Source organism: Roseburia amylophila (assembly GCF_025567465.1).
Lineage (GTDB): Bacteria > Bacillota > Clostridia > Lachnospirales > Lachnospiraceae > Roseburia_C > Roseburia_C amylophila.
The window spans coordinates 24573-40925 of record NZ_JAOQKI010000005.1 but is presented as its reverse complement, the minus strand read 5'-3'; the positions used below and the strand labels follow the sequence as shown (position 1 = coordinate 40925).

Annotated in this window: 16 protein-coding genes; 1 reads left to right on the top strand and 15 read right to left on the bottom strand. The window is 43.6% G+C overall.

Annotation, left to right across the window (positions count from 1 at the left end; genetic code table 11):
* Positions 1 to 113: 113 nt before the first annotated feature.
* From OCV43_RS04260 to aroE, 14 genes are all read right to left on the bottom strand, one after another.
* Positions 114 to 251 carry a hypothetical protein gene (locus OCV43_RS04260; RefSeq protein WP_227701468.1) on the bottom strand — a complete coding sequence of 46 codons (138 nt, stop codon included), beginning with the start codon at positions 249 to 251 and terminating at the stop codon, positions 114 to 116.
* A 217-nt stretch (positions 252 to 468) separates the two neighbouring features.
* Positions 469 to 1455, bottom strand: coding sequence for a Gfo/Idh/MocA family protein (locus tag OCV43_RS04255; RefSeq protein WP_022244003.1), 987 nt, complete (start codon positions 1453 to 1455; stop codon positions 469 to 471).
* Complete coding sequence (locus OCV43_RS04250; RefSeq protein ID WP_262623495.1) at positions 1452 to 2798, bottom strand: MATE family efflux transporter; 1347 nt, start codon at positions 2796 to 2798, stop codon at positions 1452 to 1454. The genes OCV43_RS04255 and OCV43_RS04250 overlap by 4 nt, the downstream gene beginning before the upstream one ends.
* A 27-nt stretch (positions 2799 to 2825) precedes the next feature.
* Positions 2826 to 4142, bottom strand: a complete 1317-nt coding sequence (gene larC / locus OCV43_RS04245; RefSeq protein WP_227701466.1) for a nickel pincer cofactor biosynthesis protein LarC — start codon at positions 4140 to 4142, stop codon at positions 2826 to 2828.
* Positions 4129 to 4884 carry a nickel pincer cofactor biosynthesis protein LarB gene (larB, locus tag OCV43_RS04240; protein WP_227701465.1) on the bottom strand — a complete coding sequence of 252 codons (756 nt, stop codon included), beginning with the start codon at positions 4882 to 4884 and terminating at the stop codon, positions 4129 to 4131. The genes larC and larB overlap by 14 nt, the downstream gene beginning before the upstream one ends.
* Positions 4863 to 5747, bottom strand: a complete 885-nt coding sequence (locus OCV43_RS04235; protein ID WP_262623494.1) for a phosphatidylserine decarboxylase — start codon at positions 5745 to 5747, stop codon at positions 4863 to 4865. The genes larB and OCV43_RS04235 overlap by 22 nt, the downstream gene beginning before the upstream one ends.
* Positions 5748 to 5796: 49 nt before the next feature.
* Positions 5797 to 6480: a CDP-alcohol phosphatidyltransferase family protein gene (locus OCV43_RS04230; RefSeq protein WP_022243998.1), complete on the bottom strand. Its 684-nt coding sequence runs from the start codon at positions 6478 to 6480 to the stop codon at positions 5797 to 5799.
* Between the two features lie 7 nt (positions 6481 to 6487).
* Positions 6488 to 7528 (bottom strand): lysylphosphatidylglycerol synthase transmembrane domain-containing protein, encoded by a 1041-nt coding sequence (locus OCV43_RS04225; protein WP_262623493.1) that lies wholly within the window; start codon positions 7526 to 7528, stop codon positions 6488 to 6490.
* Entirely contained in the window at positions 7518 to 8219 is a 702-nt protein-coding gene (locus OCV43_RS04220) for a phosphatase PAP2 family protein (RefSeq protein ID WP_227710824.1), read from the bottom strand. Before OCV43_RS04220 ends, OCV43_RS04225 begins: the two co-directional genes overlap by 11 nt.
* A 157-nt stretch (positions 8220 to 8376) precedes the next feature.
* Complete coding sequence (locus tag OCV43_RS04215; RefSeq protein ID WP_262623492.1) at positions 8377 to 9735, bottom strand: RsmF rRNA methyltransferase first C-terminal domain-containing protein; 1359 nt, start codon at positions 9733 to 9735, stop codon at positions 8377 to 8379.
* Positions 9713 to 10885, bottom strand: coding sequence for a class I SAM-dependent methyltransferase (locus tag OCV43_RS04210; RefSeq protein WP_331494966.1), 1173 nt, complete (start codon positions 10883 to 10885; stop codon positions 9713 to 9715). Before OCV43_RS04210 ends, OCV43_RS04215 begins: the two co-directional genes overlap by 23 nt.
* Positions 10885 to 11397 (bottom strand): shikimate kinase, encoded by a 513-nt coding sequence (locus OCV43_RS04205; RefSeq protein ID WP_227701461.1) that lies wholly within the window; start codon positions 11395 to 11397, stop codon positions 10885 to 10887. The genes OCV43_RS04210 and OCV43_RS04205 overlap by 1 nt, the downstream gene beginning before the upstream one ends.
* Positions 11398 to 11458: 61 nt before the next feature.
* Entirely contained in the window at positions 11459 to 12232 is a 774-nt protein-coding gene (gene aroD, locus OCV43_RS04200; RefSeq protein ID WP_022243992.1) for a type I 3-dehydroquinate dehydratase, read from the bottom strand.
* 15 nt (positions 12233 to 12247) lie between these two features.
* Positions 12248 to 13123 (bottom strand): shikimate dehydrogenase, encoded by an 876-nt coding sequence (gene aroE, locus OCV43_RS04195; RefSeq protein WP_022243991.1) that lies wholly within the window; start codon positions 13121 to 13123, stop codon positions 12248 to 12250.
* 294 nt (positions 13124 to 13417) lie between these two features.
* On the opposite strand from aroE, the gene OCV43_RS04190 reads away from it, so the two are divergent.
* A complete protein-coding gene (locus OCV43_RS04190) occupies positions 13418 to 13579 on the top strand; it encodes a hypothetical protein (RefSeq protein WP_227701458.1) in 162 nt (53 codons plus the stop codon).
* 145 nt (positions 13580 to 13724) lie between these two features.
* Here the strand turns inward: OCV43_RS04190 and OCV43_RS04185 are convergent, their stop codons facing one another.
* Positions 13725 to 16313, bottom strand: coding sequence for a translation factor GTPase family protein (locus tag OCV43_RS04185; RefSeq protein WP_262623491.1), 2589 nt, complete (start codon positions 16311 to 16313; stop codon positions 13725 to 13727).
* Positions 16314 to 16353 lie beyond the last annotated feature (40 nt).

Genomic DNA, 16353 nt, shown 5'->3' with positions numbered 1-16353 from the left:
ACCTATGTAATCATCAGGTATTGTGGAAGAAATATTTTATTTATTTTTGCTAAGTTGCAAAATAGCCGGGCAGGCCGGCAAGTACTAAGGCTGTATCATAACTGCAAGGGGCACTAAGAATTTCGGATTGTATTCTTTTTATCCGGCAACCGACGCAAATTCACATCCATGTTCATCTGCGCCTCGCCGGTACTTCCATGTACCGGCGTTGCCTGTTCCCATACGAAATTCCAAGTGCCCCTAACAGCCATGAAAATGCCTTCGCACTTTGCCGGACTGTCTGGCTATTGTTCATTTTCTAAAATAAATTCAAATAATTTCTCTTCTCGCAATTTCCTATGTAATCATTCGCAAGTTGTTACGAACTTGTTACATCTTATTACATAGATATGGAGATAGTGTGGAGATGGAAGGATTACCTTCGTCAAATACAATTTAGTCAAGTACGATTGACTAAATCATACTTGACTAATTTTCATCACACGGAAATACAATTCCGGCATCCGCTCTTGCCCGGGTCAGTATCCGGCTGACCGCAAGGCTGTGGTCGAGCATTTCGTAGCAGGTTGCAGTGTCCTTTGATGCTATCTCATTTACAAAGGAAACAAACTCTGCATACATCCGGTGTGCATCTCCATTTCCATCATAGGATACCTCTCTTCCATCCCGGTAATGGATGGTCACTGCGCCGCAGACATTACACGGGCTGTTCTGGGCAATGTAGCCTTCGCTTCCTTCAATGCGATATTCCGGCTGTCCCTGACAGTCCTTTGCGCCTATTGCAACTGCCTGAAAGCCGGGATAAGATAAAATTGCAACACCGCTGGTGTCAATTCCTTTTTCCATGTTTGCGGTATAATGCACAGACTGCGGTTCTCCAAACAAGCCTTCTAAATACTGGATATTATATAAGTTTAAATCCATCAAAGCTCCACCTGCCTGCTTTGCATCAAAAACAGGAATGTTTTCTCCATTCTGGAAACGGTCATATTTTCTGGAATACTGGCTGAAATTGCAGACTGCCATTTTAATTTTGCCAATCGTCGGTAACTGCTCTTTGATAAACTGATAGTTCGACTGATACCGTGTGGTAATAGCTTCAAATAAAAATACTCCCTGCTTCTTTGCAAGGGCACAAAGCTCCTCTGCCTGTCTTTCATTGGCTGTCATGGGTTTTTCTACAATAACATGTTTTCCACGAAGAACTGCTTCTTTTGCCATTTCAAAATGTAAAAGATTTGGCACAGCAATATAGACAGTATCAATTTCCGAATCCAGAAGCTTTTCATAATCACTTACAGCAAGCTGCATCTGATACTGTTCTTTTAATTTTTCTGCTTTTGCTTCACTGCGCTTTGTTCCACAAATTCCATAGCAGGAAAGCCCTTTTACCTGCTGCAATACCGGAAGTACTTCTTCTACGATAGTTCCTGTTCCTACGATTCCAAGCTTCATTTCTTTTCTTCCTTTCCACGGATATACGGGTCTCTGTAATAAGATATGACAAGCTGTATACACATCAGGCACCAGATAACCGGCTCACAGATAATTACACCAAAATATTTCAAGATTGGGATAAACAATAGAACAAATGCAATTTTTCCTACCATCTCTATCATGCTTGAAACCAGTGGCACTACCTTTTTACCAAGTCCCTGTAACACATTTCGAAGTACCAGCAGAATTCCAAGAACCGAATAAAACGGTGTATTCCAGCGGATATATCTGACACCATTTTCAAGAACTACACTTTCGGATGAGCCGGAGAGCAATGCAATCAGGGAAGGTGCGGCAAATGCAACCATAACGGTAATAAATACTGCCCAGCCAACAGATAGTATCATGGCATACCGTACTACCTTAAGGATACGGTCACGCTGGTTTGCTCCCCGGTTCTGGGATACAAAGGTTGCTGTTGCCATTGCCAGTGGCATTAATGGCAACGAACAAAAACTGTTTAATTTTCGTGCTGCTGTATGTCCCGCAATAATCAGATAACCCAGCTGATTGATAGCATATTGCAGGATTACTGTTCCTGTAGATACAATAGCTAACATAAAGCCCATGGAAAGCCCCTGGCCTGTCAGTTCCCGGTAAAGTGGTCCATCTACTTTAAAATGTTCCCGTGCCGGTATTAAAATCTTACATTTTCTCATAATATAAATGGCACATAATACTGCAGAAATTCCCTGTGCTACCACCGTTGCCACTGCTGCACCGCGGATTCCCATCTGAAACTGTGTAATAAAAAGAACATCCAGTACAATATTGATAACGGACGAAATAATCAAAAATGCCAGCGGCATGAAACTGTTTCCAATTGAACGAAGCAATCCGGACAACAGATTATATGCAAACATTACTCCAACACAGATTGTTACAATATAAATATAAGAATAGGATTCCTCTATGATTTCTGATGGTGTATGTAACAAGACCAGAAGCGGACGAAGTCCAATCTGTGCAATCAGCATTACACCAACCGTCACCGCTGCTCCAATTACCAAAGAGCCTGCAACTGCACGCTTTAACAAGTCTTTATCTCCTACACCAAAGCTTCTTGCCACTACCATGCTAAGTCCATTTCCAAACCCCAGTGCAAATCCTACCAGCAGTTCATAAACCGCTGCACATGCACCGATTGCTGCCAGCGATTCATCACCCAGAAAATGGCCTACTATCATGGTATCTGCCGCATTATAGAGCTGCTGAAATAAATTGGAAATAATAAGTGGAATTGCAAATAAAATCAAAGATTTTAAAATATTACCCTCTAATAAATCTGTTTTTGTATGCATCCTTTTAACCTCATCCTTTTCATATCCTTATTTCAACTCCTGCAATACATCATCATATACCTTCTGAAAAGGAAGTCCTCTCTCTCTGCATACCTCCCGGATGGATTCATACTCCGGAGTAATACGCACTTCTCCTTCACCCTCACATATTTTAACCGCCACCTCACCGTAGGAGGTCTGCCGCTTTTCTGTCCTTCTTGGCAGAATCGTCCGCACCATTTCTACATAGCGGATTCCAATGGTTGTTGTCTCACGAAATATAATTGCTTCTAATTTTTCCCGGTCTTCTTTCTTGCAGATTACTGTCAACTGATATGCCGGGCGGTTTTTCTTCATATAGACCGGTATATAATGGACATCTCTTGCGCCATTTTCCAGTAAAAGCTCCATGGCATAGCCCAGTGCTTCCCCGGTACAGTCATCGATATTACATTCCAGTTTTAAAATAGAATCACTTTCATAGACCGGTTCTTCTGTTTCCAGCAACAATGCCCGGAGCAGTCCCGGCCGCTTATAGTCCCGCTTTCCGGCGCCCAGTCCGTTTCCCACAATCCGGTAACATTCCGGCAGCTCTTTTGACGTACAGATAGCCGCTGCAATTGCAGCACCTGTCGGAGTCACATATTCTCCCGGTTCACCGATTTTTCCAAGCGGAATTCCATATTCCATCACAATGTTAGTCACTGCCGGAACCGGAACCGGCAGGATTCCATGCTGGCAGCGCACCGTTCCTTCCCCTTCCCACAGAGCAGGAATAATGACCTCATCTACTCCAAGATTATCAACACAAGCTGCCGCTGCAATAATATCTACGATTGAATCCAAGGCTCCCACCTCATGAAAATGTACTTCTTCCACCGAAACACCATGGGCTTTTGCTTCCGCTTCTGCTAAAATCCTGAATATTTTCTTAGCAAGTGCCCTGGCACTATCAAGCATATTCGTGCCATCGATTATGGAATAAATTTCCGTCAGACCGCGGTGTTCGTGATGATGATGTTCCCCATGGGTGTATGATTCTTCCGAATGGGAATGCTCTCCATAGGTATGTGATTCTTCCGAATGGAAATGCCCTCCATGTGCGTGCGATTCTTCCTTCCCATATAAATACTTCATATCATGATCATGATTCTCATGGGCGGCATCTAAGATGACCTTAAAATCACATGCCGACAGAGCCGCCTTTTGTACTCTGCTGATTGCAATCCCAAAGCCGGATACCGGAATGCTCCTTAAAACAGTTTCTAAGACTTCTCTGTCTGCTCCTGCATCCAGTAAAGCTGCCACTACCATATCACCACTGATTCCAGTATGGCAGTCCAGATATAAACTACGCTTCTTCATCATGTACCCCCAGTCTGTTTATCTGTGTTGCAAGATAGCCTGCACCATAACCATTATCAATATTTACCACTGCAACACCATTGGCACAGGAATTAATCATGGTAAGCAATGCAGAAATGCCTCCCATATTCGCTCCATAGCCTACGGAGGTTGGTACACCGATTACCGGCCTGCTTACCAGTCCGCCTAAAACACTTGCCAGTGCTCCTTCCATGCCAGCCACTGCAACAACACAGTTGGCTTTCTGGATTACCTCAAGCCGTGAAAGGAGACGGTGAATTCCACTGACTCCCACATCATAAATACGTTCCACATTGGCTCCGAAAAACTCTGCCGTCTGCGCAGCCTCTTCTGCCACTGCAATATCTGCCGTTCCAGCCGTACATACCGCTATCAGTCCACTGCGTTTTTTATCTTTTTTTTCAATTTTTAATATATGAGAAACAGGGTCATAGGTAACCTGCGGTAATTCCTTGTGCAACAGCTCATACTGTGCCAAAGACGCCCTGGTTCCCATGACCTCGCCTTCATCCTTGTATATTCTATGAAAGATTTCAAGAAGAAACTCATCCCGTTTTCCCTGACAGAATACCACTTCTGCAAAACCGGAACGCATTTTCCGATGGCTGTCTATCTTTGCATAGCCCATCTCTTCAAACGGTTCCCTTTTAAAAAACTGCTCCGCTTCTTCTACGGTCATCTTTCCGCTTTTCACCTGTTCTAATACTTCATGCGCTTCCATTCTGACATCCTTCCAATCTTTTCCCCCTGCCGGACTTTCGTCTCGACTCCTTTATTGGAATTATACACAATATCTGCGTCCAGTTCTACCCTGTCTTTTTCCAGGCACAAAATTACCGTAGAACCGCCAAATTCAAATTTACCTTTTTCTTCTCCACGGTGCACCGGGCAGTTTTCTTTCTCATTACAGATTCTGCCTACCATAAGTGCGCCCACTTCCATCATTAAAATATTGCCAAAATGCTGACTTTTCAGCACAGAAAATTCTCTGGTATTTTCCTTATAAATCGGATATATTTCTCCCGCCAGCGGATTTACCGTATGAAAAACACCCGGAATCCTATAGATGTACCCCATTCTGCCATCATCCACAAAGCTGTAATGATGATAATCATCTACCGTCAGACGGAAAATACAAAGGGTTCCGCCCTCATAATGACGGGCGATTTTCCTGCTGCGGAAAAGACTCTCCATGGTATATTCCGTATCCTTGACGCGGACTTTTCCCTCTGCTGTAATGGGATATATGCTGAGCCTGCTGTCGCAGGGTGCACAGAAATTCTCCTTAACACTGTCAAATTTCCGGTGTCCCGGCTTGACTTTCCTGGTGAAAAAATCATTATAGGAACGGTATTCCCGTTCCTCATAATCTGTCATATCTATATGATTCTTTTTTATAAATGGTGCAATTGCAGCCTTTGATACCGGCTGGTTCAAAAGGAATCCACCTGCTTTGGAAACAAAAGGTTTCACTAAAATTCCAAGTAAAATTCTTCCGGCAGCAGTCTCATACAATGCCTTTAACACTCTGCCCTGTGCTGCATTCTCACCAATTTCATTTCCCTTCCGGTCTACACAACGCATCTTCGTTTCCTCCTCATTTTTCCTCATCACAGGAAATGTTACACAATTTCTACCTCATCAGACGGTCTAAAATGGAATTCTCCAGTCCCGGAAAGCACAGTGAAATATGATATTTTGAGAATAAGAAGATTGCAATTACTGCACACGCCACAAGGATAACCAAAACTGCAAGAAATGCATTAGATGGCTTTCTCAATTTAAAATCTACAATGAATAATGTGCCAACTACTGCCAAAACAAAGAGTAGTAACACACTGAATTCACGCTCCGCAATTACAAAGTTCAGCATAAATGCCAGTGGAAGTACGATTGCCATCGTTGTAATCGGCAGTCCGTGATAATATTTATTGGCACCCTCTTCTACTCTCTGACGGTTGGTTTCCAACACATTGAAGAATCCGAGTCGAATCACGGAGCAGACACAATAATATGCCAGAACAATAGTTCCAAGAATACCTCTTACACCAAGCACATAACAGATTACTGCCGGGAACGCACCAAAGCAGACTACATCGCAAAGGGAATCAATCTGAACGCCAAATAATTTTTCATCATCAGTACGGTTCTTTTTGGTTCTTGCAATCTTTCCATCAAACATATCAAATAATCCGGATAATGCCAGACAGATAATCGCTGTTCTGTAATGTCCTCCAATTGCCTGAGTAATTCCAAAAACAGAACACATCAGACTAATATATGTAAGTACTACTGTATAATCATAAAAACCTATCATTTTCCTTCTACCTTTCTTCTCTCTTCTGTTTACGCGGTCTTCCTATCGTAAAATGTGCTACGGCTGTCATAACTGCGCTTAAAATCAATTCTGTGTAATAACTGAGTCCCCTGCTTACCACCATCGCCGGCAATGTCAGTGTGCCGCAGATTGGTGCAAAAATAGATAAAAACAGTGATTCACTGATTCCCATTCCTCCCGGTAACGGAAGCATATCCACCGCAACGGAAATCATTCCCTGTAATACAACAATGGTTACCATCCCTGTTCCATCGATTCCGAAGGAACGGCAGGTCAGATATGTTACAAAAAAGAGTAACAGTCTTTGTACTACGGTAATCAAAAATACATTGGTTACGACCAATTTATGGGTACGGAAATATCCTGCCACATCCTGATACTGCTTCATGGCATTCGCCATTTTTTCCCGGTAATACTCAGTACGTTTCATCAGATGAATTTTACCAAGCCCTCTTATGATGGCATCCATCATATTAGCTGCCAGTGTCGGATGGAAAACCAGAAACATCATAAATGCCACACAAAAGACATTTAATAAAAGTCCCAGATAACACCATCCCAGCACAGGTTCAAGATAATGCATAAGCTGTGCCGGACGAATGATTACAACCAATGTGCCGAGTACCACAAGTACCAGCTTATAGGTAATGGTTACAATCATTAAAACCAGTGTCGATACCGGTATGGACAGCTTATCCTTTTTCATATAATAAATCTGTGCCGGCTGTCCTCCGGTTGCCGATGGTGTAATACAGCTGAAAAAGAATCCAACAAAGGAATACAGGAAACAATGCATAAGTTTTATCTTCTGCCGGATGCTTCGCATCATATAATATATGATAACAGATTCACTGCAGATAAAGAATACCACGCAGACCACCGCAACAAGCCAGTACCGGTAATCCGTATTCCGGATATACCCGAACAATTCACCTAAATCCTGTCCATGAAAGATTGCATATATGGTAATTGCAAATACGGTAATAAGAAAAACTGCATTCAGTATTCCTTTTTTCTTACTCATCATAATGCTTCACCCCGAATATCTTTCTTCCGATTTTATCAAAAACTTTCATTACCGGACGGTATATTCCGGTATGCTTTGATACAAACCAGCAGAATTCTGCCAGAAAAATGCCTGCTACCAGATCAATCATATAATGCTGTTTGGTAAACTGGGTGGATGCACAAATTAATGCTGCCATCACAAAAGAACATCCTTTGTACCAGCCCGGTATCTTACGGCTCTTTCTTACTCCGATGAAGCAGAACCAGCTTACCAGACAATGGATGGATGGAAAGAGATTCGTCGGTGCATCCGATGCATAGATAAAACGCACCAGCCAGCTGCAGAAATCATGCCCTGTCACTTCCGGTCTGATATTCGTGGTTGGAAGCAATATAAAGAAGATACAGCAGATTACTCTTGACAACATATCCGCTGTTGCAAAACGGAAAAATGTTTCCTTATCTTCTCTCGATACCAGAATATAATTGATTATACTGAATGCAAAAAATAAAACATACAGAATAATCCACTCTTTTACAAAAGGAATGCTCCTGTCCAGATTGCTGGTCAGGTCATAATGCTTTGCATTTGCCATCAGCCTCTGGGTGCCCCAATAAATAATGGTATTAAAAATGGCACACCATGCCAATGGCAGTGGTCCGTATGATGGTATCCATTTTGCTATGTATTTTTGATAAAATTTTCCCAACTTTGTCTCTTCACACATAATTTTCTAACTTTCTATTTTTTCCGACTTAATAATCATATTCGATTTTCCTTTAAATCACAAGCAGATATTCCCGGTGTTTATTAATATTTCCTTAATTTTGTTTTATTTTAAGCAGCTTTTTTCAGATTCTCTCTTTTCAGATAATATCCACCATACGAAGCCCTTTCGGATAATGATTCTTCATGATTCCACCTGCCAGCTTGCCCCAGCCGATGCTGTAGCCATCTACGCAGATTAAATACCAGCCCTTTTCTCCTCCCCATGAAAAAGTCTGTCCCATCAGATACTGTCTGATTTCCTGACTGCCAGAAGAAAGCATGGCAACATGAAATGCCTCTTGTGGCTGCATGGCAAGTGCCAGTGCATGGGATGGTTCAAAACGGTTCTTTTTTAAGGTGCCAAGATGCAGTCCCGGCCGCAATACCTTCAGCCCCTTTAAAGCAGGAAATCCTTCCGGCATCAGATAGAGCTGCTCTCCAAATTTAAGCAATGCTCCCTGAGGTTTTTCTTTTAAATTCTCTTTTACAAAAGAAAGATATTCCGGGCAGTCTTTTTCCTTTATGCCCTTTTCCGTCAGTCCAAAGCCGCCATAACCTTCGCCTGCTTTCGTTATCACTGCTGCAAAATGTCCTTCGCCTTCGATTTTATGCGGAAACAGTCGGATGCAGCCTTCTTTGTCATGAATGAAGCCTTCACTGTCAATTCCTTCTGCAATCTGGCAGTCCGGATGACGTTCTAAGAAACGGTGCACGCTCCCTTCATCCTCTTCCGGTGCAAAGGTGCAGGTGGAATATACCATCCTGCCGCCGGGTCTTAACATCTCATACGCACAGTCTAAGATGCCGTCCTGCCGGTCAGCACACAGCTTCACATTGTCAAGGCTCCACTCATTTCCGGCCTCTTCATTCTTCCGGAACATGCCTTCCCCGGAACATGGTGCATCCACCATGATTTTATCAAAGCAGACCGAAAAATGCTCTGCCAGCTGCTCCGGTGTCTCATTTAATACCAATGCATTTTTAATTCCCATCCGCTCAATATTTTCAGATAAAATCTTCGCTCTCGCCGGATGAATCTCATTACAGATTAAGATTCCTTCCCCTTTCATAGCTGCCGCAATCTGGGTACTCTTTCCACCGGGAGCTGCACAGAGGTCTAAGATGATATCCCCCGGCTGTGCCTTAAGACATTCTGCCGGTACCATTGCCGACGGCTCCTGAATATAATACACACCGGCATTGTGATAAGGATGTTTTCCCGGACGAATCTCTTTTCCATAGTAAAAACCGGTCTCACACCATGGAACCGGTTTTAGCTTCCAATCTGTCTGTTGTAAAAATTCTGATACACCGGTTTTCCCTGTATTAATCCGGAACGACTGCTGCCGCTCCTGCCCTAAGCTTTCAAAAAATGCAGGATACTCTTCCCCTAACATTTCCTTCATTCTCTCTAAAAACTCTGCCGGGAAACTATTATTTTCCTGTTCTGAATGCATCCGTATTTCTCCCTTCATCCACTTGCAGTAATCCGTAGAGTAACGGTTTTAGCTGGAATTCTTCGCACATGGCATCCACTTCTTTTAAAAGCTTCTGCTTATGCTCCTTTGAAATCTTTGCCTTTCTCGCCCGGATCAGAAGATTCTTTGGCGTATGGGACAAATCCACAAATTCTAAGACCTGGCTCTTATATCCGCAGCACTCTAAGAGGTTGGCACGGATTGCATCCGTTGTCAGTGCTGCAAAACGCTCTTTGATAATGCCATAACGGGTCATCAGATGCAGCTTTTCGCTCTCCATCTGCTCATTTAATTCATGCTGGCAGCATGGCACGGAAAAAATCATTTCCGCATCCCAGCTGATGGCATTGTATAAGGCAAAATCCGTTGCGGTATCGCAGGCATGCAAAGATACTACAATATCCACCGGAAACGGTGCTTTGTAGCCATTGATATCTCCCAGTTCAAAATGCAGGGTGTCATATCCGTATTTTTTTGCTGCCTGATTACATTTTTCTATGACATCTTTCTTTAAATCCAGTCCCACAATCTCTACCGGAATCTTGCGCACTTCCGTAAAGTAGTAGTACATAATAAAAGTAAGATAGGACTTACCGCAGCCGAAATCAATGATATGAAGCTTCTCCTTTTTGCAGTCCTTCACATAATCATCGATGATTTCAACAAAACGGTTAATCTGCTTAAACTTATCATACATGGTGCGGACGATTTTGCCCTCTGCAGTAAAAATTCCCATATCCACCAACGGCGGAATGACCTTACCTTCTTCTAAGAGATAATTTTTCTTCCGGTTATGGGTTGCAGTCTCATTTACTGCATTCTGCAGCTTTTTCTTTTTATAAGACGGCACTCCTTTTTTGGATACCAGAAGAATATGCTCTGCTTCTATATCAAATCCATTGAGCTGGCGAAAATGATTCTGCATCAGTTCTTCCAATGCTGTCTCTAATTCTTCTACAGACAGATTCTCATGAAATACCTGCTTGTCCGTATATTTTTCCATCTGGAAAAAGGTTTCCTTTTTCTGTACGATAATTTTACGATACTCTTCCTGCTTTGTGGCAGGCTTACTGATAATCAGCTTCCTGCAGCTTTCTGCGATTGCTTCTATATACTCTCTCATTTCCATTATGCTTCTCTTAACTTTGCAATAATCTCATCTGCGATTGTCTCTGCACTCCTGCCGTCTGTTGCCACCGCAAGGTCTGCAACACTTTCATAACGGCTGCGGCGTTTCTCCATCAGTTCACGGATGTACTCCACATTCATATGGCCATTTAAAATCGGGCGGTCCTTGCTGTAGCGGACTCTCTCATAAATGGTTTCCGGTGTGGCAGATAACAGAACGATTCTGCCATTTTCTTTCATAAAAGATACATTTTCTTCCCGCAGCACTGCACCGCCACCGCAGGATACGATGACACCGTCTTTTTCTGAAATATCTTTTACAAGCTGTGTCTCCAAATCTCTGAAATGTGTTTCACCATACTGTGCAAAAATGTCAGAGATAGCCATTTTCTGCTGCTCTGCAATCATTTCATCCATTTCGCAAAGAGGAACACTTAATTTCTCTTTTAATACTTTTGCTATGGTGCTCTTTCCGGCTCCCATAAATCCAATCAGAAAAATATTCTCTGCCATTTTCTAATTCCTTTCCATATGTATGATTCCAAATATCGATTGAAATTCTTCCCTATTATTTTTACTGTCTATTGCTATTCTGATGTATGATTTCCAATATCCGCCGCAGTTCTTCTGCATCTATCTGTCCCGGTGCGCTGCTCTTTCCGGCTGCGCCAAAGGTAACTGCCGAACCAAAGATTTCTCCACAAAGACGGCTGATTAAGCCCTCTCCTGCCATAGACATGGTAATAACAGGTGTCTTCCCTGTTTCCTTCCAGCTTTCCGTTACCGTAAGCAGTGTTAAAACATCCTTGCTGCTTTGTGGCATAACGGCAATCTTTGGAATATCTGCGCCAAGTGCTTCCATTTTCTGAAGTCTGGCAAGGAGTTCTTCTGCTGCCGGTGTTTTTTCAAAATCATGATTGGATGCAATGACTTTTACATGATTACTATGTGCTGCCGCTACTACTGCCTTTACAACAGCATCCCCGGAAAATAATTCCACATCCACGCAGTCCACAAAGCCGGATGCAATTGCAGCTTCATTTAAGCTTTGATATGCTCCGTCGCTTAAGGCAGCTTCTCCGCCTTCCCTGCTGCTTCGGAAGGTAAATAAAACCGGAAGTTCTCCCAAACATTTGCGAAGCTTTTCTAACAGTGCGACTACTTTTTTACTGTCTGCAGCTTCTTCATACCAGTCCACACGAAATTCCACCAGATCCGGTTTTGCAGCCTTCGCCCGCTCTGCGCCCTCTAATATTTCTTTTTCCGTCTTTCCTACGACCGGAACACAAATCTTTGGCATTCCGCTTCCGATTTCCAATGTCCTGATTCTGACTACCGTCTGCTCCATTTCTTACTCCTTATCCTACTGGAAAAACTTCTCTTTTACTTCCCGTACCGGCATCTCTTCTCCGGTGTACAGGCGGAATGCAGCAACACCCTGCCACAGTAACATTCCTTTTCCATTGAGGCAGGTGCAGCCTGCTTCTTTTGCTTCCCGGAGTAATCTTGTCTCTTCCGGATTATAAACGGCATCTGCAACCACCAGTCCCGGACGAAATGCGGATGTATCTTTCACAACGCTTTCTTTTTCCATCGGTTTCATTCCAACGATTGTTGCATTGGCAAAAATGTCAGAGCTTTGAATCTCTTCTGTCATCTTTGCAGTATCTGCAATGTCATACACATTTACCACAATGCCCGGCACTTCTTTTCTAATCTTCTCTGCTGTTTCCAGTGTTCTTTCGAAGAAGTCATCTTTGATATTGAAAATGCTGATTTCTCTTGCCCCGTCCAGCGCACACTGTACCTGAATGGCAGTGGCTGCTCCGCCGCCTCCTGCTACTGTGATTTTCTTTCCTTTTATCTCAATTCCATGGTCTCTTAAATTGCCTACAAATCCTTCACCGTCTGTCATATGTCCGATTAATTTTCCATCTTCATTTACTATGGTATTGACTGCTCCGATAATCCGGGCTGCCGGTGAAAGCTCATCCATATATTTTGCAGCTTCTGTCTTACATGGCATCGTTACATTGCAGCCACGCATGTGGAAAAGGCGCATGGCATCCAAGGCTGCCTTTACTTCTTCTACTTTTATATCGAATGCTACGTATGCATAATCTAATCCTAATTTTTCAAAGCTATAGTTATACATTGCCGGGGAGCCTGAGTGTCCTACCGGGGAACCGATCAATGCCAATAATCCTGTATGTCCTGTTATTCTTCCTTTTCCTTCCATGTCTTCTCTCCTTCTGTTCGAAATGATTCTGTTCGGGTGATTAGAAAAGACCGAACCAAAATAAATCTATCGTTGCCGTCATTGGCGGTGTTCCTTTTGTAACAGGAAATGCCATCGTTCTAAGACACTGCATTTTGCTTTTGTGATTTAGCCGGTCTTTCCAATGTTTGACAAGATATCTGTGCTGTGCGCCGGAATGCGGATGCATGAAGCAGGCTGTTAGGGGCACTTAGAATTTCGTCGGCAAACCGGCAACACTGGCACAGGGATGTGCCAGTGAGGCGCATCTTAAGCATGGATGCGAATATGCGCCGGTTGCCGGACGAATTCGTAACTTTATCGAAATTCTTAGTGCCCCTTGCAGGCTTGCTGTGGCATCCGCCTCCGGCGGACAGTGCAGATATCCCGTCAAAGCAGGCGGAAAGACAGTCTACTACAAGCAAAATGCGTATCTAAGAACGATAGGACATTTCCTGTTCATCAAAAGAAAACATCCCCCAATGGCAGCAACAATACCATTTATCTGATTTTATCTTTTCTAATCACCCGAGTGAAACTCTTTTTCTATCATAGCTTTTTTTCCATGCCATGGCAATATTTATCAGAAAATATTCTGTCCATTCCGGTAATTATCCCACATGGCGCTGTTCGCCCGTTTTACTTCCTGTTCAAACTCCCGGGCAGATATCAGCTTGCAGTCCTGACCGCGGATAATCATCTGCTCTAAGCCATCGGAGGTTGCAACCGTTACATCATAATGATTGTGATGTTCGTGGGCAAAGCGTTCAATGTACTGGTCTGCCGTTTCTGCTTCCTTCGTAAAGACAATATGGATATTGTGATAATCCAACTGTTCTGTCTTATGTCCGGTCAGGCGGTATGCATCAAACACCACAATGACTTCGCCACCGAAGATGCCCTGATAGTTGCAGAGAATGTCCTGCAATTTGCCTCTGGCTCCATCCAGATTCACTTCTGCCAGTTCATGTAAATCCTTCCATGCATAAATTACATTGTAGCCATCCACCAGTAGATAGCGTTCCAGTTTTTCCGGCTTGTGGTAAGTACGGACGGTTGGTGCATTGTTTTCTGCTTTGCGTTTTCGCACGACACCGTTTTTGCGTTTTCCTTCCTGCCGGTTGGCATAGAAGGTTTTTTCTAAAATAGCATCGATTTCATCGGTATCTACCCAGTCCTCTACTACGCCGGGACGGTGGACTTTTATCCGTTCTTCTTTCGCACCGCCATCTTCTTCTAAAACAGATGGCATATGCATGTGCTCTTTTACTTCATACCACGGCACCAGATAGCCTGCTCCGTGGGCACAGAATACGGAATCTGATGTATTATATAAATCTGCCTCCGGCTGATAACCGATAGCTTCTACCACCTCATCCTGATTCTGGCACACCTCGTAGCCCTGCAATGTGCAGAAGAATTTGCCACGCCCTTTGGCATAGGTATTTAATTCCTTCTGATAATCCGAAAGCTTCGATACCGGGCCGCTTCCGGTGAGCAGTGCCATTCCATTTTCTATCTGCGGAGCGTCCATTCTGCTGTTACGCTGCTCCATATCATGCATTGCACGACCCAGACATTCTTCCGGTATTTCCAGACGAAATGCATAATAAGGCTCAAGCAGTACAGAATCTGCTTCCATCAGTCCCTGCCTTATAGCACGGTAAGTTGCCTGCCTGAAATCGCCGCCTTCGGTATGCTTTGGATGTGCCCGGCCGGACACTACGGTAATCTTCATATCAGTAATGGCAGAACCGGTTAATACGCCCTTATGTTCCCGCTCTGCAAGATGGGTCAGTATCAGCCGCTGCCAGTTCTTATCTAAAATATCTTCACTGCAGTCTGTCTGAAAACACAGTCCGCTTCCGCGCTCACCCGGCTCTAACAGAAGATGTACTTCCGCATAATGGCGCAGTGGTTCAAAATGTCCGACTCCTTCTACAGTATTGCGGATGGTTTCTTTATAAATAATCTTCTCTTCGCCAAATTCCACTACTACGCCGTAGCGTTCTTTTACCAGTTTCTGTAAAATTTCAAGCTGTACTTCGCCCATCAGCTTAATGAGAATCTCTCCGGTTTCTTCCCGGTATACAATATGCAATTCCGGATTTTCTTCCTCTAACTGCTTTAATTTTGGCAGCATGACCGCCACCGGAACTTCCTTCGGCAAAACCAGTTTTACACTGCGTACCGGCTCTAAGACCGGAAGTATGGACTCTTCTTCAATGCCAAGTCCTTCTCCCGGATAAGTCTTTGTCAGTCCGGTAACAGCACAGACTGTACCTGCTGCCGCCTCGGATACTGTCTCATATTTTTCTCCGGAATAAATACGGATCTGATTGACCTTTTCCGCCCACTCTTCTTCTCCGGCTTTGCCATTAAGCATGTCCTTTACACGAAGAGTTCCTCCGGTCACTTTAAGATAAGTCAGCCGGTTTCCCTGTTCTTCTCTTGCGATTTTAAAGATTTTGGCACCAAATTTATCCGGATACTGCGGTGTCCTGCCATATTCGTAAAGTCCGTCTAACAGTTCTTCCACACCCTGCACCTTTAATGCAGAACCAAAATAGCAGGGGAAAAGCTCCAGCTTTGCAATCATTTGTGCAAGGTCATTGGATGCAAGACTTCCTTCCGATAAGAATTTCTCCATGGCTGCTTCTTCGCACATAGCCGCCTCTTCATAGAAGCCTTCGTTCTGCTCCTGTGTAAAGTCAATGCAGTTGCCGCCTAAATGCTCCTTGATTTCCCATAAAAGAGCCTCTTTATCCGCTCCCGGCTGATCCATTTTATTGATAAATAAGAATACCGGAACCTGATAAAGTTTTAACAGACGCCACAGCGTTCTGGTATGTCCCTGCACACCATCGGCTCCGCTGATGACCAGCACTGCATAATCAAGCACTTTAAGGGTCCGCTCCATCTCCGCAGAAAAGTCCACATGCCCCGGTGTATCCAATAAAGTGATTGCCATATCTTTCCAGGAAAATTCTGCCTGCTTTGAGAAAATCGTAATTCCACGCTCCCGCTCCATGGCATTATTGTCAAGATATGCATCCTTATTATCCACTCTTCCCAGATGGCGTATGCTTCCGCTTGTATACAACATACTTTCCGATAATGTTGTCTTTCCTGCATCTACATGTGCAAGAATTCCGATTACCAGCTTCTTCATGTTTAAAGGTATCCTTTCTGACATTTTTTTACGCTGTACA

Excerpts from the sequence above, each read along its gene's own strand:
- OCV43_RS04225 (WP_262623493.1), bottom strand. The coding sequence starts at position 7,528 with ATGATGAGTAAGAAAAAAGGAATACTGAATGCAGTTTTTCTTATTACC.
- OCV43_RS04235 (WP_262623494.1), bottom strand. The coding sequence starts at position 5,747 with ATGCGTTGTGTAGACCGGAAGGGAAATGAAATTGGTGAGAATGCAGCA.
- OCV43_RS04255 (WP_022244003.1), bottom strand. The coding sequence starts at position 1,455 with ATGAAGCTTGGAATCGTAGGAACAGGAACTATCGTAGAAGAAGTACTT.
- larB (WP_227701465.1), bottom strand. The coding sequence starts at position 4,884 with ATGGAAGCGCATGAAGTATTAGAACAGGTGAAAAGCGGAAAGATGACC.
- OCV43_RS04190 (WP_227701458.1), top strand. The coding sequence starts at position 13,418 with ATGGATGCGAATATGCGCCGGTTGCCGGACGAATTCGTAACTTTATCG.
- OCV43_RS04260 (WP_227701468.1), bottom strand. The coding sequence starts at position 251 with ATGGCTGTTAGGGGCACTTGGAATTTCGTATGGGAACAGGCAACGCCG.
- OCV43_RS04230 (WP_022243998.1), bottom strand. The coding sequence starts at position 6,480 with ATGATAGGTTTTTATGATTATACAGTAGTACTTACATATATTAGTCTG.
- OCV43_RS04250 (WP_262623495.1), bottom strand. The coding sequence starts at position 2,798 with ATGCATACAAAAACAGATTTATTAGAGGGTAATATTTTAAAATCTTTG.
- OCV43_RS04215 (WP_262623492.1), bottom strand. The coding sequence starts at position 9,735 with ATGCATTCAGAACAGGAAAATAATAGTTTCCCGGCAGAGTTTTTAGAG.
- larC (WP_227701466.1), bottom strand. The coding sequence starts at position 4,142 with ATGAAGAAGCGTAGTTTATATCTGGACTGCCATACTGGAATCAGTGGT.
- aroE (WP_022243991.1), bottom strand. The coding sequence starts at position 13,123 with ATGGAAGGAAAAGGAAGAATAACAGGACATACAGGATTATTGGCATTG.
- OCV43_RS04210 (WP_331494966.1), bottom strand. The coding sequence starts at position 10,885 with ATGGAAATGAGAGAGTATATAGAAGCAATCGCAGAAAGCTGCAGGAAG.
- OCV43_RS04205 (WP_227701461.1), bottom strand. The coding sequence starts at position 11,397 with ATGGCAGAGAATATTTTTCTGATTGGATTTATGGGAGCCGGAAAGAGC.
- aroD (WP_022243992.1), bottom strand. The coding sequence starts at position 12,232 with ATGGAGCAGACGGTAGTCAGAATCAGGACATTGGAAATCGGAAGCGGA.
- OCV43_RS04185 (WP_262623491.1), bottom strand. The coding sequence starts at position 16,313 with ATGAAGAAGCTGGTAATCGGAATTCTTGCACATGTAGATGCAGGAAAG.